This is a genomic window from Dyella sp., from assembly GCF_036746095.1.
Classification (GTDB): Bacteria; Pseudomonadota; Gammaproteobacteria; order Xanthomonadales; family Rhodanobacteraceae; genus Dyella_B.
The window spans coordinates 20,503-38,671 of sequence record NZ_DAIOEU010000047.1 but is presented as its reverse complement, the minus strand read 5'-3'; the positions used below and the strand labels follow the sequence as shown (position 1 = coordinate 38,671).

The following is an 18,169-nucleotide window of genomic DNA, read 5'->3' as shown; positions in this document are numbered from 1 at the left end:
GCGAAGCGGCCAGCACTTCCACATCGACCGGCTTGGTGAGGTAGACATCGGCGCCCTCGATCAGCCCGCGCACGCGATGCGCGGTGGAATCCAAGGCAGACAGCACCACGATGCCGATGTCCGACAGCGCGCGCAGCTGACTGACGATCTTGAACCCGTCTTCATTGGGCAGTGCCATATCCAGTACCAGCAGGCGGTAGCGTTCGACGGCGATGGAGCGATAAAGCTCTGCCGCCGTGCCGACGCCTACGGCGTTGAAACCAAACGCCTTCAAACCTGGTACCAGAACGTCGTTTCTCAGCTGTGCATCATCTTCCACGATGAGCACATTGCCCTTTGTGCCTTCAACCATGCCTGTCCCCTGCTCCAGGCGCCTGGCGGCGCCGGTGCGGTGGCGAATACTGCTGCCGCCGACTTTCGCTTGTATGACGAATGCCCGAGGGTACGCTTATGAAGTTGCAAAAGTCCATGTGCAGACATGCATAGGGACGGGATTAAACTTTGCAACCGCCTCGATGCACCGGCATGCATGTGCCCGATGCTGCGCACGAGCCTTTTTACCGTGATCGCGGGCTGGAATGAGGGCTCGCCCGGACCGACGATTCGCTTCGAACGAGTGCGCAGGCGAAGCATGCGATTGTTTCGCCAGGAACCCTGAAAAACACGCACAGAACGCCTGGTGATGCAAGTCAACCGCACTCGATGATCTTCGTCATGCGCGCAACACCATTTGAAAGGCCACATTTTGCGGCAGAAAGTGGCCCGAATGGTTGATGTGTGCCCGCCAACGTCTAATCTACGTGTGCGCGCAAATCGTTAAGGCAAGGAATTTTTGGGAACGAGGCCAAAGCGCAAGTTAGGGTGAGTACAGCCGAACCCCAACATGGCCTGAAGTTATCCGCAGAGGGTGGGGCTGCGTTTCGCTCGCCCCAACCGACGGACGGCGGACCAATGCCTGGTTCGCCGCTTATTTTTTCGACACGTACGCGCTTTCTTGCACATACCAACGCCACGGATAATCCGTCGCCTTGGCAAGGCCGATGCGCGTGGTTTGCAGCGGCCGTGCGGGTGGTGGCGTGCCGTCGTCCAACAACGCATATGCATCGCCGCTTACCAGATCGATGCCATTGTGCAGCTTGGTGATGCTCATTGCCTGCGTAAGGCAAGCCGGGCCATTGCATAGCTGGCGATCGTGCTTGGCCAATGGACGGGCTGCATACATCAAATCCAATCCCGCGATCGGCTGCAGGGCGCGAATCAAAACCGCGTTGCCCGCGCCTTGCGGCCCGCATACCGCATTCGCGCACCAATGCATGCCGTAAGTGAAATACACATACAGGTGCCCCGGCCGGCCGAACATCACCTCCGTGCGTGGCGTGACGCCGCGGAAGGAATGTGCGGCCGGATCGCCGCCGCCGCGATAGGCCTCCACTTCCACGATGCGTCCGGCGCGGCCATCGTGACCACGGAACAGCTTGTTCAGCAGCTCAGGCGCGACGATCAACGGGTCGCGGTTGTAGAAGGAGCGTGGGAGTCTTTTCGGTTTTCTGCTGGCAGCCATGACCGCCATGGTAGTGCCTGCCCCGTGGGCTGGGATGAAATCCCGGCATGAAGAAAACTCAGAAGCGCTGGGATTTCATCGGGCCCCGAATGCCCCATAGCAGGTAACATCATGCAGCTCAGCCAAACCTCAAAGCTGCATCATGACCTCTGCCCTCGTTTCTTCCTGCGGCGAACAATTCGATCGCATGCATCGCCAGTCCCCGCTGGTTCAATGCATCACCAATTACGTGGCGATGAACTACGCCGCCAACGTGCTGCTCGCGGCCGGCGCATCGCCCGCGATGGTGCACGCACCGGAGGAAGCGGGTGAGTTCGCCGCCCTGGCAAGCGCCGTCACCGTCAATATCGGCACGCTCTCGGCACCGTGGCTGGAAGGCATGCGTGCCGCGGCCAAGGCAGCAAACGACAACGGCAAGCCGTGGGTACTCGATCCGGTGGCACATTTCGCCACGGCGTTCCGCCGGAAAGCCGTGGCGGAATTGCTGGCCCTCAAGCCAACGATCATCCGCGGCAATGCATCGGAAATCATGGCGCTGGCAGGCGATGCAAGTTCGGGACGCGGCGTGGACAGCGGCGACAGCGTGGAGCGTGCGGAAGCATCGGCACTGCTGCTGGCACGCCAAGCGGGCGCCGTGGTGGCCGTGACGGGCGCGGTCGATTTCGTTACCGACGGACACCAGTCCGCGCGCATTGCCGGCGGTTCCGAACTGATGCCGAAAGTGACGGCGATGGGTTGCGCACTCACCGGCCTGGTGGGTGCGTTCGTCGCCACCGCGCCGGCAACGCCATGGCAGGCGACGGTGGGTGCGCTGGCGTGCTTCAGCGTGGCGGGCACGCAAGCGGCAGCGCAATGCGCCGGACCCGGTTCGTTCGCCTGGCGTTTTATCGATGCGCTGGCCGCATTGGATGGCGAGGCGTTGCAAGCGCAAGCACAGGTAACGCCAGTATGAAAAAGCCGTTCGATCTTTCGCTGTACCTGGTGCTGGATCCGGATCTTTGCCGGCAGCATTCCATGGTGGAAACCGCACGCGACGCCGTGGCCGGCGGCGTTACCGTCGTGCAGATACGACACAAGCGTGCGTCGACAATCGAACGCATTGCCCTTGCACGCAGCGTGAAAGATGCACTGCGCGGCACCTCGGCACTGGTCGTCATGAACGACGATATCGAAGCGGCCGTGCAAGCCGGCGTCGACGCCGTGCATCTCGGTCAGCGCGACATGTCCCCCGCCTTGGCGCGCGAACGCATCGGCGTGGACATGCTGCTTGGCCTTTCCGTCAACTCGGAAAGCGCGGCGCGGGCGGTCGATCCAAGCGTGGTCGATTACGCGGGCATCGGCCCGGTGTTCGCCACGCCCACCAAGCCCGACCACGAACTGCCGATCGGCTTTGCCGGCCTGGCCCGCATCGTGGCCGTCTGCCCGGTCCCCACCGTAGCCATCGGCGGCCTTAAAAGACAGCACGTTAGCGAAGTATTCGCCGCGGGCGCGCATGGCCTTGCGGTGGTTTCTGCCATTTGCGGAACACCCGATCCACGCCAGTCCGCCAGCGATTTATGGGGCGCTATTCGGCACGTCCATAGCGGCCTGTGAAACTGTCGTGAAAGGCCAAATTGCTACCCAATACCTGACTTTGACGTGCCGATATGCGATAAATGGCGCGCCGGGAAGTCAGGCGCCGAGGAGGGGCCCCTCCTCAACATGGATGACCGATGCCCGACCGGGCCGCCGACAAGGCGGCCTGTTTTTATTTGGGGGATCGATTTCCCGAAAAGATGCACACTCGCCGCTCGTCATCCGGCAACGGCCTTCGCCGGAATGACGAGACGCACGAGCACGCACTCAAAGCCCAGTTGGAAACATCTCCGCCGCACCTTCGCCCTGCTCCTTCTGCAGCGGCGTCACCGGCAAGGTTTCGTCGAACCATAGGAACGCTTCGTACTGCTGCGGCAGCGAGGCTTCCAGGTAATGGCTGTGCAACTCCGATTCCGGCCGATAGATCACGCCGATGTAGCGTTGCAGCCTGCGTTTCGACAATTGCTGATGCAGCAGCCAATGCGCTTGCGCACGCAAGTCGAGCAGAAAGCGTGGCTTGTCGCTGGCGTGCAGCCACGCTTCGTAGCTGTCCTGATGCGAGGGGCGAATCGACTTGATCTCCATGTCCCCGCCCCAGCGCGAGGTGCAGGCCACGGTGCCGGTGTGCGTGCCCATGCCGATGGCGGCAACTTCATCGCCCCAGCGTTCGCGGCATAGCTGGCCCAGGTTGAGACGATGGCGCTCGCTGCCCGATTCGGTGGCGCGCGCATCGCCGATGTGCGAGTTGTGCGCCCACACCACCGCCTTCGAAAGCGATCCGCGCGATTCCAGCACGTACTGCAGCGTGTCGGCCATATGCGTGTCGCGCAGGTTCCAGCTTTCGGTGGCACCGTAATACATCGCGCGGTAATAGCGTTCGGCATCGGCGACCAGGCGCGCGTTTTGCGCGGCGTCGAAATAAGGCTCGTCATCGCCCTGCTCCGTATAGGCCGGGCGCTTGGCCAGGAGCTCCTTCAATTGCGCCACCACGGCGCCCTCGCAACGCCTGAAATCTTCATCCAGGGCCCAGCGGCCGTAGACTTCCGGGTCCTCCCGCCACGGCTCCAGGCATCCATAGCGCTCGCGCGCCGCATCGGCCGCTTTTGGATCGACCTGATCGAGAAATCCAAGCACGGCGGCGATCGATGCGGACAGGCTGTACATATCCAGCCCGTAAAATCCGGTGCGCTCCATCGGCTGCTTCGAGGTGTTGTGCTGGCGCAGCCAGGTGAGGAAATCCGCGACTTCCACGTTGCGCCACATCCACATCGGAAAGCGCGTGAACGGCGTCTCGGCGTGTTTTGCCGGTGGCAAGCCGCGTGCCTGCCGATCGATCACCGCCGCATCCGGCCAATCGCCCTCGATGGCGATGATGTTGAAGCCATGCGCCTCGATCAGGTGGCGCGTGATGGCCGCACGGGCGCGATAGAACTCCGAGGTGCCGTGCGTGGCTTCGCCCAGCAATACGATGCGCTTGTCGCCGAAGCGATCGAATAGACGGCCAAACGCCGCATCATCCAGGTCCGGCAGGGTTTCGGCCGCTTCGGCAATGCGCTGCGCAGGCGTGAGGCGCCGGGGCGAGAGCGGGCCATCCCGCGTGTCCGCCGGCTGTGCGGCTTTCGCATCGCCGGCATCGTGCCAGCCCTGCGCGCCGATCAACGGCACGAACTGCACCGCCGCGAGCCTTTCTTCCTCGTAGTCGTCCTCGCCACGGCGCAGGATGCGGATCAGATATTGCCGGGTGCGCGACATGCCCACCGGCATCACCAGGCGCCCGCCGATGGCCAGCTGTTCACGCCACGCCACCGGCACGTCCGGGCCACCCGCGGAAGCCAGGATCACGTCGTAAGGCGCGCCTTGCGGCCAGCCGAGCGTGCCATCGCCCACGTGCACGGTGACGTTGCGGTACTGCAATTGCCGCAATATCTCGCGCGCGTGTTCTGCCAATGGACGATGGCGCTCGATCGTATCCACCCGCGCCGCCATGTCGCCCAGTACGGCGGCGGCATAACCGGAACCGGTGCCGATTTCCAGCACGCGATCGTCCTTGTCGACGTCGGCCGCTTCAGCCATCAACGCCACGATGTAGGGCTGCGAAATGGTCTGGCCTTCGCCGATCGGCAATGCGCCGTCCTCGTACGCGGCGTCGCGCAGGTTTTCCGGCACGAACGCTTCGCGCGGCACGTGTTTCATCGCCGCCAGCACCACCGGGTCATGCAGTCCGCGGCCGGCGATCTGGCGCTCCACCATCTGCTGCCGAGCTTGGCCGAAGTCGATCACGTCGATGCATTGCGCTGCCAGGACATCGCTAGCGTGCTTGCATGCGCGTCGCGGATACGTCGATGTTTCGGCAGCGGCGCCACCAGGAAAAGTTGACGTTTGTGCAACACGCGCTGGGTAACGCTGCGGCAACGTCAGCTCATCTTCTCCGTTTGCCATGACCCACAAAAAATCACCTCATCCGTCCAACCCCGCCGAAACCATCCATGACCTGGCCGACAGCAAGCAACAACAGGCACAACAAACACCCCACTGGCCCGGTGCGAAGGAACACGCCGAGCCGCAACACGCGCATGCACGACCTGCCGACCAGGCCGTACCGGGCGAAGTCGAAAAAACACCGCCATCCAAATCCGGCTACGAGCGCAGCGACATCAACCAGCGGCATCACTGACAACAGGTATCGAGGTACTGGGACGCACCGGTGAATGCGCTCGGATGGCTGTTCCTGCTCAGCGCGCTGTTGTTGGCCACGTCGTTGTCGGCGGGCTGGCTGCGCCGCATGCCGGTCACGCCGTTCGTGGTCTACGCGCTGGCCGGGCTGGCGCTTGGGCCCATGCTGCTCGGCTATGCGCGCATCGACCTCATGCAACGCGCGCACTGGCTGGGCGCCATCAGCGAAGGCGTGCTGGTGGTGTCCTTGTTCCTCACCGGCCTGAAATTGCGCGTGCCGTGGCGCCACCCCGCATGGCGTGCAGGATTGCGCCTGGCCGTGCCCGCGATGGTGCTGAGCGTGGCCGGGCTCGCCTGGGCCAGCCATGCGCTGCTCGCCCTCTCCTGGCCGATCGCACTGGTATTCGCAGCCATCGCCGCTCCCACCGATCCCGTGCTGGCCAGCCTGGTGTCGGTCGACAACGCGCGCGACGATGACGCTTTGCGCGTTGCCCTGTCCAGCGAGGCGGGCTTGAACGACGGCACCGCCATGCCTCTCCTGTTGCTTGGCATGTTGCTGCATTCGGGCAAGGCGGACACCGGCGCGATGTGGCATTGGTTATGGCGTGACGTGTGCTGGGCGTTGCCGGCGGGTTTGGCCATCGGGTTTTTATTGGCGCGCCTGATCGGCATCATCGCCACGCGCGCCAAGATGGCCAGCGGCGATCGCGCACCCAGCGATTTTCTTGCACTGGCGTTGATTGCGCTGACGTATGCATTCGCCAGGGCATTCGACGCGTCGCCATTTCTGGCCGCCTTCGCCGCAGGCGTCGGTTTGCGGCATACCGAGTGGCGGGTGGTGTCGCGCCATCCGCATCCGGACGTGCGGCACGAACGGAAGGACCAGGTCCACCCGCCGGCGGAAATGCTGGTCAATCCGAACCAGCGCAACGAGGTGGCATTGGAACAACCGTCCGCCACCATCGGCCTGGTGGTATCCGATGCCTTGTCGTTCGGCGATACGCTGGAACGCTTGCTTGCCGTGGGCATGGTGCTGTTGGTCGGCATTGCGTGTTCCGGCGGATGGAGCGGCGACGGCGCACTGATGGCCTTGCTGCTGTTCGTCGCGATACGCCCGCTCTCCACCTGGATCGCCACCGTCGGCGCACGCATGCCGCCGGTACGCCGCCTGCTGGCAGGATGGCTGGGCATACGCGGCATCGGCAGCCTCAATTATCTTGGCTATGCATTGACGCACGGTGTGCCGGCCTCCGTGGCGCCGAAACTCACCGGCATGGTGACCACGCTGGTGGTGTTGAGCATCGTGGTGCATGGGGCGAGTTGCCAGCCGTTGTTGGCGTGGCGCGAGCGGCGCTTGCGGGAAAGGGGCAAGCGACCATCGTAGGTTGATCATTTACGCCGATCATGCAACGTGCTTCCTCCCCTGCTTGCACCTGATTTAGCGTCGAGCCCAGCGACACGAGGTGCAATCCCCTCCCTGCGTCAGCAGCGGAGGGCTAGGGGCTGAGGTATCCCCACGTTTTTTGCTCGTCATTCCGGCGAAGGCCGGAATCCAGTGCAAATACGCGGTGCGCAGCACTCAGCATAAAAAGGTAATGTGTGCTGCGCACGCGTACTTAGACTGGATTCCGGCCTTCGCCGGAATGACGATGCGCTTCGAAATGGGCTCGATGTAGCCCCTGATTCTTTCTGGACAATTGCCAAAAAAACGTGGGGATACCTCAGCCCCAACCCTCCGCTGCTGACGCAGGGAAGGGAGCAGATCACGGCTACGCGTCATATAGACGCTGGCACTTCAGGCAATAGAAACTCCGCCGCTTGCGCTTCCCAAGATAGCCCCGCGACAGTGGAATCCGATGCACCGGACACAAGCTCTGGTTGTGCACCAGCCAATGCTTGCGCAATACATGCGCCTTCTTCCAATCCAGGAAACGAAAGCTGTACGCCCTCGCCTGCGCCACGATCTCATTGGCCTTGCGCGCCGACAGCGCCCCCACGCGTGAAAGCGGATGCACCTTGCACAGGTACAGCACTTCGTTCTTGATGATGTTGCCGACGCCAGCGAACACATCCTGGTCGAGCAAGGCATCGCACACGAAGGTATCCGGTGCGGCACGGAACAGCTTCCGCACCCGCTTCTCGTCCCACGCATCGGACATGATATCGACGCGCCAGTCGTAGACCTCGTCGACATCGCCTTCAAGCAGCTTGACCGAACCGTTGTAGAAATTGAGCGAGCCATTCGGGAACACCAGCCCCAACCGCGGCACGATGTTGCGCTGTTCGTTGATCAGATAACTGCCGAACATCAGCAGATGCACACGCACGTAGAAACCATCGAACAGGATCAAGGTCTGCTTGCCGAAGCTGCGCAGGTCCAGCACGCGCTGCTGGTCCAGCCGTTGCATGGCGATCTTGGCATTGCCGTAGGCACGCAGCACGACCTGGTTGACGAAGATGGAAGCTTCATCGCAAAGAATGGCAATGGAAGGACCTTCAGGCATGCGCCACCTATTGGAGTACGCTCACGGCAGCGATGCCGGCAGTAAGCATGGCCAGCCCCGCGGCAAGCCACGCGAGCTGGTCGCCCACGCATCCGGCATGCAAGGCACGCAAGGCGCGGATGGAAACCTGCGCGGGCCACCACACACGGTTCTTCAACAAGCCCGCGAGGAACAACTGCGCCGCCGCAATCACCAGGGCGATGCCAACCGCCAGCCAGCCGGAGAATTCGCCCACGCTGGCCGCCGGCGGGACGGCAGGCGTTGCGTACGCCTGCTTGGCGCTTAGCACATCCCACGCCGGCATATGCACGAACGTCGCCGCGGCCGCACGCGCCATGCGCTCCAGTGGCATCGCGGCACCCACGTTTGCGCATACCAGCACCAGCGCCGGCAGCAGCATCAACAGCCAGGAGCGGTCACCGCGTTCCGATTCCTTCGGTAACGGCGACTTGCCCGCGGGCAACTCCCCCTTGCCGAGAAAAATCCGTATGCCGGCGCGCAACACGGCGCCACCGGTAGTCGCCGACGAAATAATGATGATCGGCCCGAGCCAATCGTCGCCCGCCAGTTTTGCTGCGCCTTCCACCGCCTCCGCGCCGGATCCCATGATGCCGATCGGAAACCCGGCCAGGCACAAGCCGGCGACGAAGAAACAGCACGCCAGCACCGGGCGTCCGCGCGCGCGGCCATACAGTTCCAACTCATCCACGCTATCGAGCACCGCGGCCAGCATGCCCGCCGCCATGAACAGGCACGCCTTCACCATGCCATGGCCGAGCATGTAGAGCAGCCATCCCGCAGTACCTTGCACGGTGATCAGGCTGAGTGCGGCCAGCATCACGCCAACGTGGCTCACGGTGGAATACGCCAGCAAGCGCTTCACGTGCGTTTGCTGCAAGGCCATGAAACCGCCGACGATGGCGGTGACCGCGCCCAGCGGAACCAGCAGCCCGTGTGCCAGCGAGACCACCGCCGGCACGCCGGCAAACACGATGGTCAGCAGGCGACCGAGCCCGAACAGGCCTACCGGCACCATCACGCCGGAAAAAATCACCGATACCGGCGATGGCGCCACCGCATGCGCATCCGGCAGCCAGAAATGGAACGGCACGCCGGCGGCCTTGATCAGCATCGCCGCGCTCATCAACACAAACGAACCGCAGGCCAGCACCTCGGCATGGCGTTGCGCGAGGATTTTCCCCACCAGTGCCATATCCAGCGCACCCGTCGCCGCATATGCCAGGCCCACGCCCGCCATCATCAGGAAGCTGCCGATGGTATTGATCACGGTGAAATTGAGCGCACCTTCCAGCGCGGCGTCTTCCAACCGGTACCCGGTGAGCGCGAAAGCGATCACGCTCATCGTCTCGAACCACACGAAAATGTTGAACAGGTCATGCGTGAGGCAGAAGCCGATCATCGCCGCGCAGAACATCAGCATCAATGCGTGGAAATGCGCGCGCACTTCTTCGAAGTAATGCCAGGTAAAAAGAAAGGTGAGCGCAAACAGGCCGGCAATGAAGGCACTCGCGCCCGCCCCGGCACCATCCACCACGAAACTGATGCCCAGCACCGGCCCGTGCGCCGGCCCCCATCGGCCATACCAGTACGCCAACGGGGCATGGGCTGACGCATGCGCCAACCACATGCATTCCACGCAAACCGCTGCGCATACGAGCACCGCCAAGGCATCGACCGCGCGGCGCGGCACCAGCTTTTCCACCAGCAAGGCAAGTGCTGCCGCCAGCAGCGGCACCACCACCGGCAGCGGTATCCAGTGCAGCGGGTTCAAGGAACGGGCTCCAGTTCTTCCGGATCGAGCGTTTGGCGCCGCTTGTGCAATTGCAACGCCAAGGCGAGCAATAGCGCCGAAACGGCGGCGCCCACCACCACGTCGGTAAGCACCAGCGCCTGCATCACCGGATCCACCGCCGGCGTTCCGGGTGGATGGTCATAGAAGATCGGCGGTCCGGCATGCCAAACGAAGCCAATCGCCAGCAACACCACGTAAGTGCCCGACTGCACCACCGACAGGCAGCCGATCAGATGCACGTAGTGACGGCTGGTGATCATGCCGTAGATGCCGATCGCCATCAGCCACGCGGCGGCCAGCCAGGGCAGCAGGCGCAGCAACGTCACGACTCGCCCTCCTCCGGCTGGCGCGTTTCCTCCAGGAATTCCACCAGCGCGTTGACGAAGCCACCGGTGATCGCCATGCCCACCGCGACATTGAACAACGGAATCAGGCCCCCGCCGGTGAGCGACTTCGGTTCGCCCTGCGGCAGCACGTTTTCCAGAAAGCCCGTGCCAAACGCCATCGGCAACAATCCCACTCCCACACAACCTATGGCGCCGAGCGCTTCAAGCATTTGCATCACGATCGGCGGCGTCACCTGCCGCCAGCTGCGATAGCCATCGCCCAGGAACAACAGCAGCAACGCCGAGGCAAGCATGGCGCCCGCTTGAAAACCGCCACCCGGCGTCAGCTGGCCGTGCGCCATCACGTAGATCGAAAACGCGATCGTCGCCGGCAGCATCCAGCGGACCAGCAGCGCTACCGCCTCGCTACGCGCCGGCAGCCGGCGCCCATCGGTACGGATCGGCTTGCGCGAGGCGTCTTCGCCACGGCCGCCGCGCAACAGCACTGCAAGCCCGGTGATGGCCGCGACGAAGATAAATTCCTCGCCCAGCGTATCCGCGCCGCGCACGTCGAAAATGATCGCCGTCACCACGTTGGTAGCCTGCCGCATATAAGGCACGTGCGCGTTGACGATGGCGCCATACGCCGGCAGCTGATCGCCAAAGGCCGGCATGCGCAACGCCACCAGCACCGCCGCCGGCGCCAGCACGATCAGCGCGAGGATGGACAGGCCATAACGCAGCGCTCTGCGGTGTTTCATCGCGGCACGTTCCTGCGCCCGCCGCCGCGCGTGGCAGCGAGCACGGTGAGAAACATCACCGGCACCAGCGCGGTGCCGACGGCGATTTCCGAGTAGGCAACGTCGGGTGCCTGCAGCAGCAGGAACAACATCGAGAGGAACAAGCCATGCACGCTGATCATCAGCACCTGCCGCCCCGGCCGGCGTGTAAACGCCACCAGCGCGCCGCTGATCATCACCAGGATCAAACAACCGGCCACGGCGAGTTTCATGCTTCCCCTCCTTTGCTCGGACGCATCAGCCGGCCCAGGGCATGCGCAACGCCAATGCTTACCAATGCATTGACCAGCCACAGGAAGGCCACTTTCACCGTGCCCAGGCTCATGCCGGTTTGCAGCCCCGTCACGATCAACAACAGCGGTGACGCCGCCAACGGCGCAAAGCTCACGGCATGCAGGCGATCCATGCCGCGTGGAAGGCGCAGCAAGGCCGCCGCCGCGATCCAGCAGCATGCCACCAGCAAGACCAGCACAATGGCGATCAGCACATTCACATCCAGCGCTCCATGTAGAAGCTGTAAGCGAACGTTCCGGGCAAACCCAGCAAGGTCATCGCCAACGCCAGGTCGATGTACGAGGGCTGCTGCATCGCCAGCGCAATCAGGACAAACACGATCGCCACCAAGGTGCTGATGAACTGGATCGCCAGCGGCAGGGTGCGCAGCGGACCACGGCGCGCCGCGATCACCCCCGCCAACAACGGCGGCATCAAGGCGAAGATCGCTATCCAGTACATGCCGTTACTCCGACCGCGTGGTGCCTTCGGCACGATGCACCCGCAACGCGTCGTGGTGTGCTTCGACAGCGTAAGCCAAGGGTCCGAAGGACGTGGCAAGAATCGCCAGTGCGCGGCGTTTTGGAATAACGCGCACGTGCGTATCGCGCACCAGCAGCGGCGCCGGCTCCATCACCTGCTTGCCAAAGCGGCCGCGCCATACCGCGGCAAGCACGTGCCATGCCCCTTGCGGGACGTCGCGCACCGCGCCTTTTGCCGCCAGCTTCAGGATGTGAAGCGGTCGTGGCGTACCGATGAAGCGAAAAGCGGAGCGATGCATCAGGCGTGCATGCACCCACGCCGCCATGCCACCGGCGAAGGCCGCAACCATGATTTCTGCAAACGATGTGCTGCCCGCAAACAGCAGACAGATGGCGCCAAGCAGGATGGCTTCGAGGGGTAAGCGCCACATCTCGTTTCACGCGCTGCTGAAGGTGCGACGGATTTTTCCACCCCGTGCGTAGATGAAATGGCTACAGCTGAGTTTGGCAACGCACGTAGGCCAGGATGTAATCCAGGCTGCGAACTGTTGAGGCTGCCGGCTGAAAACGTGATGCCCCAGCCACAAAAGCTGCACAGCCTCTGCACACCGCTCTGCCTAGGTTCGCAGATGACTCGCGTCGCGCAACAAAGACGCATGGCATCCACGCACGCTGCACGTCTTCACGGCTACTTCGGCAGCGTCACGCACAACCGGAGTTCAGCGCATGAGCAAGCCAACTGTCGGAGACTTCATCGTCGAGCGATTGCACGAATGGGGCATTCGCCGCATCTACGGCTACCCGGGTGACGGCATCAACGGCGTGTTCGGTGCATTGAATCGCGCGAACGGAAAAATTCAGTTCATCCAGGCGCGGCATGAGGAAATGGCCGCGTTCATGGCCTCCGCGCATGCCAAGTTCACCGGCGAGTTGGGCGTGTGCATCGCAACCTCCGGCCCCGGTGCGGCGCACCTGATCACCGGGCTTTACGACGCGCGCATGGATCACATGCCGGTGCTGGCGATTACCGGCCAGCAGGCGCGCGCATCACTGGGCGGCCACTACCAGCAGGAACTGGATCTGCCGGCCATGTTCAAGGACGTCGCCGGCGCCTTCGTGCAATCCGCCGCGGTGCCGGCGCAAGTGCGCCATATGGTGGATCGCGCCGTGCGCATTGCGATGGCAGAGCACACGGTGACGGCGATCGTGTTGCCCAATGACTTGCAGGAACTTCCGTTCGAGCCACCGGGGCGAAAACATGGCACGGTGCATTCGGGTGTCGGCTATCACAAGCCCAAGACGCTGCCGTATGACGATCAATTGCGTCGCGCCGCCGAGGTGCTCAACGCCGGCAAGAAAGTGGCGATACTGGTCGGCGCCGGCGCGCTGCGTGCTACGGACGAGGTGATCGCCGTCGCCGAAAAGCTGGGCGCCGGTGCGGCCAAAGCGCTGCTCGGCAAGGCTGCGTTGCCGGACGATCTGCCGTGGGTAACCGGCTCGATCGGCCTGCTCGGCACCGAGCCCAGCTACAAGATGATGATGGAATGCGACACCTTGCTGATGATCGGCTCGGGCTTCCCCTATTCCGAATTCCTGCCGCAGGAAGGACAGGCGCGCGGCGTGCAGATCGACATCAAGGCCGACATGCTGAGCCTGCGCTATCCGATGGAAGTGAACCTGGTCGGCGACAGCGCCGAAACACTCCGCGCACTGCTGCCGTTGCTGCATAACAAGGAAGATCGCGCGTGGCGCCAGACTATCGAGAAGTGGATGGCGGACTGGTGGCAGAAACTGGATGCGCGCGCCAAGGCCAAGGCCGAAAACGGCGTGAATCCACAACGCACGGTATCGGAGCTTTCGCCGCGCATTCCCGCCAATGCGATCGTCACCAGCGATTCCGGCTCCGTCGCCAACTGGTATGCGCGCGACCTGAAAGTGCAGCGCGGCATGATGTGTTCGCTATCCGGCGGCCTTGCCTCGATGGGGGCGGCGGTGCCGTACGCGATTGCGGCGAAGTTCGCCTATCCGCAACGTCCGGTGATTGCACTGGTCGGCGATGGCGCGATGCAGATGAACAACATGGCCGAGCTGATCACCGTGGCCAAGTACTGGAAGGAATGGAGCAACCCGTGCTGGATCTGCATGGTGTTGAACAATGCCGACCTCAACCAGGTCACCTGGGAACAGCGTGTCATGGAGGGTGATCCGAAGTTCGAGGCCTCGCAGGAGATTCCTTCCATTCCTTATCACCGCTTTGCCGAATTGATCGGCTTGCGCGGCATTTACGTCGACGATCCCGAACGGCTCGGTGCCGCGTGGGACGAGGCGCTCAAATCCGATCGCCCGGTGCTGATCGAAGTGAAGGCCGATCCGGAAATCCCGCCACTGCCGCCGCACATCACGCTGGCGCAGGCGAAGGCGTTCGCATCGACACTGATGAAGGGCGATCCGGAGCAAGGAAGCATGATGCGCGATACGGCGCGGCAGGTGCTGAGTGCGGTATTGCCGGGGCATAAGGATAAAGAGTGAAGGATGTTCCAGTCGCGAGGAGTTTTGTTTGTCATTCCGGCGAAGGCCGAGGCGCTTTACAACAGCGAAGCTGGTCAATCCAGTCAAACATGGCGTGCGCAGCACACGACATAAAGGTTTTGTGTGCTTCGCACGACGTATTTCACTGGATTCCGGCGTTCGCCGGAATGACGAGCGAGAGTTTCCGGCGACAACGAAACTGGATGACCTGTGAGGAAGGCTTGCGAATAAGCCATGAGGATCAACCGCCAACAAAAAACCGCCGCAGCCTGGGCGCTGGCAGGCGTAGCCGCCGCCGCAGTGCTTGCCCGCTATGCCCCCGTCGCACCCCGCCGCCGCAAGCCTGCGCGGGGCTTGCACATCGACACCTCGCGCGCGTTCAACCGCAGCTCCGCCCTGCTCGCCTGCTCCGTGCTCACCGATAGCGCGATGGAGCACTACCGCGGCTCGTTCTCCAACCCTGCGATGTACATTCCGCCGGTGGTCGCCACGTTTTCCTTGCTGGCCGGGCTACACGGTGGCGCCGATCGCCATGCGCAAACGCATACCGTGCGCCATGCGATTTATTGGGGGGCAGCGCTGACCGGTGTCGCCGGAACCGGTTTTCATATCTATAACGTGATGAAGCGGCCCGGTGGCTGGAGCTGGCAGAACCTGTTCTACGCCGCGCCACTCGGTGCGCCAGCGGCGTTGCTATTGTCAGGTGCCTTGGGTGCCGCCGCAGAACGCTTGCGCAATCAGCCTGCACAATCGCCGCGCCTGCTCGGCATGCCGGCGGGCAAGGCGTTGGGCCTGTTGAGCGGCATTGGCCTTGCCGGCACTGCGGCCGAAGCGGCGCTGCTGCATTTCCGCGGCTCGTTCCAACACAAGGCGATGTATGCACCGGTCAGCGTACCGCCGGCAGCGTCGGCACTATTGCTGCATGCCTCGCTCGGCAAACCGCAACCTCGCTGGCTGGCGCGCGTGGTGTTGCAGCTGACCTGGCTGATCGGCTGGCTCGGCGCGGCGTTCCATATACGTGGCGTGGCGCGTCATCACGGCGGCTGGCGCAATTGGAGCCAGAACATCTACAACGGCCCGCCCCTGCCCGCGCCGCCGAGTTTCGCCGCCCTCGCACTGGCCGGGCTGGCAGCGTTGCGATTGAGAGAGAGCGAACGGCGATGAACCTGTATACCTCGCGCTATCCCGGTTATGACGTGCTGCAACGGCGCGACACGCCGTCGTGGGACGACATCACGCGCAAAGTGATCGAACAACGCATGGCCACGCCGTCCGATCCGCAATTTCTCGATGCGGTGCGTTGGCGTGCACTGGAAGCGCTGTGCGCGTGCATCATCCCGCAACCGTCGGACCGGCCGCAGATACCGCTGGCCGGCATGCTCGACGCGCGCCTGAAGGCGAACGCCGGCGACGGTTTTCGCTATGCACGCCTGCCCCCGCTGCGCGAGGCATGGTGCATTGGCCTCGCAGCCCTGGATGAAGAAAGCAAAGTCCGCCATGGCCTGCCCTTCGCCAGCATCGAACGCGACCAGCAAAATGCGTTGTTGAAACACATCCAGCACGGCGAACTTGCCAGCGCCTTCTGGCAAGGCATGGACCCGCAGCTGTTCTTTTCGCAACGCATATTGCCGGATATTTGCGGCGCGTATTACTCGCATCCTTATTCCTGGAACGAGATCGGCTTTGGCGGCCCGGCCAATCCGCGTGGCTACGTGCGCATGTATTACGACCGCCGCGATCCGTGGGAGCCGGCCGAAGCCAAGCCGGGCAAAGAGCGCGAAGCCCTGCGGGAAAACCGCCGTGTCCGCTGATCCTCAACACAAGCCGCGCGGCAAGCATGGCCGCGCACCGGATGTACTCCGCGTCGGCGGGTGGATGCCGATGCGCGAATACCCGCAGGACGAGGCGGTGGATTTCGCCATCGTCGGCACCGGCGCGGGCGGCGGCACCCTCGCCTGCCGGCTGGCCGAAAAAGGCTTCAAGGTCGTCGCCTTCGATGCCGGGGCCTGGTGGCGGCCGCTGGAAGAATTCGCTTCCGACGAATCGCACCAGAAAAAACTGTTCTGGACCGACGAACGCCTGTGCGACGGCGAAGATCCGGTCAAGCTCGGCAACAACAACAGCGGCAAAGCGGTCGGCGGCAGCATGGTGCACTTTGCGATGGTGTCGCTGCGCTTTCGTCCCGAATGGTTCAAGGCGCGTACTGCGCTCGGCTACGGTGCGGACTGGCCCCTGGATTGGCGCGAGATGTGGCACTACTACGCCATGGTCGAGGACGCGCTGAAAATTTCCGGACCGGTGAATTACCCATGGGGCCCGCATCGCGGCCGCTATCCCTATCGCGCGCATGAATTGAATGCTGCCGCGCTGGTGCTTGCACGCGGTGCCGAAGCGATGGGCGTCAAGTGGTCGCCCACGCCGCTCGCCACCCTTTCCGCACCGCGCGGCTTGGCGCATCCATGCGCGTATCGCGGCTTCTGCGTTTCCGGCTGCGCCACCAATGCCAAGCAGAGCACGATCAACGTATGGATTCCACGGGCGGTGCAGGCCGGCGCGGAAATTCGCGACCTGGCCATGGTCGGCCGCGTTGTGGTGAACGATGCGGGCCGCTGCACCGGCGTGGAATATTTCCGCGAAGGGCGTTGGCAATTCCAGCGCGCGAAGAACGTCGTCGTCGCCGGCTATGCCGTCGAAACGCCGCGCCTGCTGCTGAATTCGGCCAGTGGCCGCTTCCCCGATGGCCTTGCCAACAGCTCCGGCCTGGTCGGCAAGAACTTCATGGTGCAATCCAACCAGGCGGTATGGGGCCTGATGGATGAGGAAATCCGCGCCTACAAAGGGCCGCCTTCGTTGTCGCTGACCGAACATTGGAACTACACCGACGAAGGCAAGGATTTCTTCGGCGGCTACTGCTACATGGCGCAAGGTCCGCTGCCCGTATTGTGGTCCATGACCGAAAGCCGCCGTGGCCTGTGGGGCGACGCACTGGTGCAGGAGATGCAGCACTACAACCATCAGGTCGGCTTGAAGATGGTCGGCGAAACCATGCCGCAGGAACGCAACCGCATCACCCTCGCCGACGAGAAAGACCAGTACGGCCTGCCTATCGCCCGCGTCACGCATTCGTATTGCGACAACGACCGCCGCATGATCAACCATGCGCTGGATTTCATGGACAAGGCACTCGCCGCCGCGGGTGCGAAAGACATCTGGCGCGAAACCGACGACACCTGCCACATCAACGGCAGCTGCCGCATGGGCAGCGATCCGCGCAGCAGCGTGGTGAACGCCGATTGCCGCAGTTGGGACATTCCCAACTTGTGGATTTGCGACGGGTCGGTATTTGTGACCGTGGGCGGCGTGAATCCGTCGCTGACCATCCAGGCGATTGCATGCCGCACGGCGGACAGGATCGAAGCGTTGGCGGCGCGTGGGGAGTTGTACTTGTAGGCCGGAATAAAACCCCAGCTTTCATATGCACTGCAATTGAGGGCTGCATCCCTGCCGGCGTACGTGGCGCTGCCGACACCGGCAGTTCGACACGCCATCCCAGCCGATGCAGCGCATCCCTAAAACGTAAGCCAGCCTTCACATACCAATCACGACAACCACTTCACAGTCCAACAGTGGTTG

The 18,169-nt window shown here is 63.3% G+C and carries 19 protein-coding genes; 8 read left to right on the top strand and 11 right to left on the bottom strand.

All coding sequences use genetic code 11. The features are described from left to right. Together V7M64_RS16735 and V7M64_RS16730 are read right to left on the bottom strand one after the other, a co-directional pair. The coding region (locus V7M64_RS16735) for a response regulator (protein WP_333680648.1) at positions 1–352 on the bottom strand (352 nt) is incomplete at its 3' end. Positions 353–967: 615 nt separating this feature from the next. After that, positions 968–1,570 carry a DNA-3-methyladenine glycosylase gene (locus V7M64_RS16730; protein WP_333680646.1) on the bottom strand — a complete coding sequence of 201 codons (603 nt, stop codon included), beginning with the start codon at positions 1,568–1,570 and terminating at the stop codon, positions 968–970. A 133-nt stretch (positions 1,571–1,703) separates the two neighbouring features. Here V7M64_RS16730 and thiM point away from each other — a divergent pair, with 133 nt between their 5' ends. After that, positions 1,704–2,513 carry a hydroxyethylthiazole kinase gene (gene thiM / locus V7M64_RS16725; RefSeq protein ID WP_333680644.1) on the top strand — a complete coding sequence of 270 codons (810 nt, stop codon included), beginning with the start codon at positions 1,704–1,706 and terminating at the stop codon, positions 2,511–2,513. Continuing rightward, positions 2,510–3,154 (top strand): thiamine phosphate synthase, encoded by a 645-nt coding sequence (thiE, locus tag V7M64_RS16720; protein ID WP_333680643.1) that lies wholly within the window; start codon positions 2,510–2,512, stop codon positions 3,152–3,154. The genes thiM and thiE overlap by 4 nt, the downstream gene beginning before the upstream one ends. 249 nt (positions 3,155–3,403) lie before the next feature. On the opposite strand, the gene V7M64_RS16715 is transcribed toward thiE, so the two are convergent. Next, entirely contained in the window at positions 3,404–5,575 is a 2,172-nt protein-coding gene (locus tag V7M64_RS16715) for a protein-L-isoaspartate(D-aspartate) O-methyltransferase (RefSeq protein ID WP_333680642.1), read from the bottom strand. On the opposite strand from V7M64_RS16715, the gene V7M64_RS16710 reads away from it, so the two are divergent. Both V7M64_RS16710 and V7M64_RS16705 read left to right on the top strand, forming a co-directional pair. Further along, positions 5,574–5,810 carry a hypothetical protein gene (locus V7M64_RS16710; RefSeq protein ID WP_333680640.1) on the top strand — a complete coding sequence of 79 codons (237 nt, stop codon included), beginning with the start codon at positions 5,574–5,576 and terminating at the stop codon, positions 5,808–5,810. The genes V7M64_RS16715 and V7M64_RS16710 overlap by 2 nt on opposite strands. Before the next feature lie 30 nt (positions 5,811–5,840). Continuing rightward, complete coding sequence (locus V7M64_RS16705; RefSeq protein WP_333680639.1) at positions 5,841–7,193, top strand: cation:proton antiporter; 1,353 nt, start codon at positions 5,841–5,843, stop codon at positions 7,191–7,193. Positions 7,194–7,578: 385 nt separating this feature from the next. Here the strand turns inward: V7M64_RS16705 and V7M64_RS16700 are convergent, their stop codons facing one another. From V7M64_RS16700 to V7M64_RS16665, 8 genes are read right to left on the bottom strand one after another with little or no spacing between them, the layout of a single operon-like run. After that, positions 7,579–8,313 (bottom strand): endonuclease, encoded by a 735-nt coding sequence (locus tag V7M64_RS16700; RefSeq protein WP_333680638.1) that lies wholly within the window; start codon positions 8,311–8,313, stop codon positions 7,579–7,581. Positions 8,314–8,320: 7 nt separating this feature from the next. Then, the gene (locus tag V7M64_RS16695; RefSeq protein WP_333680637.1) at positions 8,321–10,105 is read right to left on the bottom strand and encodes a complex I subunit 5 family protein; all 1,785 of its coding nucleotides are present in this window, start codon (positions 10,103–10,105) and stop codon (positions 8,321–8,323) included. Beyond that, positions 10,102–10,452 (bottom strand): NADH-quinone oxidoreductase subunit K, encoded by a 351-nt coding sequence (locus tag V7M64_RS16690; protein WP_333680635.1) that lies wholly within the window; start codon positions 10,450–10,452, stop codon positions 10,102–10,104. The genes V7M64_RS16695 and V7M64_RS16690 overlap by 4 nt, the downstream gene beginning before the upstream one ends. Continuing rightward, a complete protein-coding gene (locus V7M64_RS16685) occupies positions 10,449–11,213 on the bottom strand; it encodes an MnhB domain-containing protein (protein ID WP_333680634.1) in 765 nt (254 codons plus the stop codon). The genes V7M64_RS16690 and V7M64_RS16685 overlap by 4 nt, the downstream gene beginning before the upstream one ends. Next, entirely contained in the window at positions 11,210–11,464 is a 255-nt protein-coding gene (locus V7M64_RS16680; RefSeq protein ID WP_333680633.1) for a DUF4040 domain-containing protein, read from the bottom strand. Before V7M64_RS16680 ends, V7M64_RS16685 begins: the two co-directional genes overlap by 4 nt. Beyond that, positions 11,461–11,745, bottom strand: a complete 285-nt coding sequence (locus tag V7M64_RS16675; protein WP_333680632.1) for a monovalent cation/H(+) antiporter subunit G — start codon at positions 11,743–11,745, stop codon at positions 11,461–11,463. Before V7M64_RS16675 ends, V7M64_RS16680 begins: the two co-directional genes overlap by 4 nt. Beyond that, entirely contained in the window at positions 11,742–11,987 is a 246-nt protein-coding gene (locus V7M64_RS16670) for a monovalent cation/H+ antiporter complex subunit F (RefSeq protein ID WP_333680630.1), read from the bottom strand. Before V7M64_RS16670 ends, V7M64_RS16675 begins: the two co-directional genes overlap by 4 nt. Positions 11,988–11,991: 4 nt before the next feature. Continuing rightward, positions 11,992–12,438 (bottom strand): ATP synthase subunit I, encoded by a 447-nt coding sequence (locus V7M64_RS16665; RefSeq protein ID WP_333680628.1) that lies wholly within the window; start codon positions 12,436–12,438, stop codon positions 11,992–11,994. A 295-nt stretch (positions 12,439–12,733) separates the two neighbouring features. On the opposite strand from V7M64_RS16665, the gene V7M64_RS16660 reads away from it, so the two are divergent. The 4 genes from V7M64_RS16660 to V7M64_RS16645 all read left to right on the top strand — a co-directional run bounded on the left by V7M64_RS16660 (position 12,734) and on the right by V7M64_RS16645 (position 17,986). Then, entirely contained in the window at positions 12,734–14,536 is a 1,803-nt protein-coding gene (locus tag V7M64_RS16660; protein WP_333680626.1) for a thiamine pyrophosphate-requiring protein, read from the top strand. A gap of 234 nt (positions 14,537–14,770) precedes the next feature. After that, positions 14,771–15,700 (top strand): hypothetical protein, encoded by a 930-nt coding sequence (locus V7M64_RS16655; protein ID WP_333680624.1) that lies wholly within the window; start codon positions 14,771–14,773, stop codon positions 15,698–15,700. Next, a complete protein-coding gene (locus V7M64_RS16650) occupies positions 15,697–16,347 on the top strand; it encodes a gluconate 2-dehydrogenase subunit 3 family protein (protein ID WP_333680622.1) in 651 nt (216 codons plus the stop codon). The genes V7M64_RS16655 and V7M64_RS16650 overlap by 4 nt, the downstream gene beginning before the upstream one ends. Next, complete coding sequence (locus tag V7M64_RS16645) at positions 16,337–17,986, top strand: GMC family oxidoreductase (protein WP_333680620.1); 1,650 nt, start codon at positions 16,337–16,339, stop codon at positions 17,984–17,986. The genes V7M64_RS16650 and V7M64_RS16645 overlap by 11 nt, the downstream gene beginning before the upstream one ends. Positions 17,987–18,169: the final 183 nt, after the last annotated feature.

Coding starts and splice junctions, on each gene's coding strand:
- V7M64_RS16730 (WP_333680646.1), bottom strand. CDS start 1,570: ATGGCGGTCATGGCTGCCAGCAGAAAACCGAAAAGACTCCCACGCTCC.
- thiM (WP_333680644.1), top strand. CDS start 1,704: ATGACCTCTGCCCTCGTTTCTTCCTGCGGCGAACAATTCGATCGCATG.
- thiE (WP_333680643.1), top strand. CDS start 2,510: ATGAAAAAGCCGTTCGATCTTTCGCTGTACCTGGTGCTGGATCCGGAT.
- V7M64_RS16710 (WP_333680640.1), top strand. CDS start 5,574: ATGACCCACAAAAAATCACCTCATCCGTCCAACCCCGCCGAAACCATC.
- V7M64_RS16715 (WP_333680642.1), bottom strand. CDS start 5,575: ATGGCAAACGGAGAAGATGAGCTGACGTTGCCGCAGCGTTACCCAGCG.
- V7M64_RS16700 (WP_333680638.1), bottom strand. CDS start 8,313: ATGCCTGAAGGTCCTTCCATTGCCATTCTTTGCGATGAAGCTTCCATC.
- V7M64_RS16685 (WP_333680634.1), bottom strand. CDS start 11,213: ATGAAACACCGCAGAGCGCTGCGTTATGGCCTGTCCATCCTCGCGCTG.
- V7M64_RS16680 (WP_333680633.1), bottom strand. CDS start 11,464: ATGAAACTCGCCGTGGCCGGTTGTTTGATCCTGGTGATGATCAGCGGC.
- V7M64_RS16670 (WP_333680630.1), bottom strand. CDS start 11,987: ATGTACTGGATAGCGATCTTCGCCTTGATGCCGCCGTTGTTGGCGGGG.
- V7M64_RS16665 (WP_333680628.1), bottom strand. CDS start 12,438: ATGTGGCGCTTACCCCTCGAAGCCATCCTGCTTGGCGCCATCTGTCTG.
- V7M64_RS16660 (WP_333680626.1), top strand. CDS start 12,734: ATGAGCAAGCCAACTGTCGGAGACTTCATCGTCGAGCGATTGCACGAA.
- V7M64_RS16655 (WP_333680624.1), top strand. CDS start 14,771: ATGAGGATCAACCGCCAACAAAAAACCGCCGCAGCCTGGGCGCTGGCA.
- V7M64_RS16650 (WP_333680622.1), top strand. CDS start 15,697: ATGAACCTGTATACCTCGCGCTATCCCGGTTATGACGTGCTGCAACGG.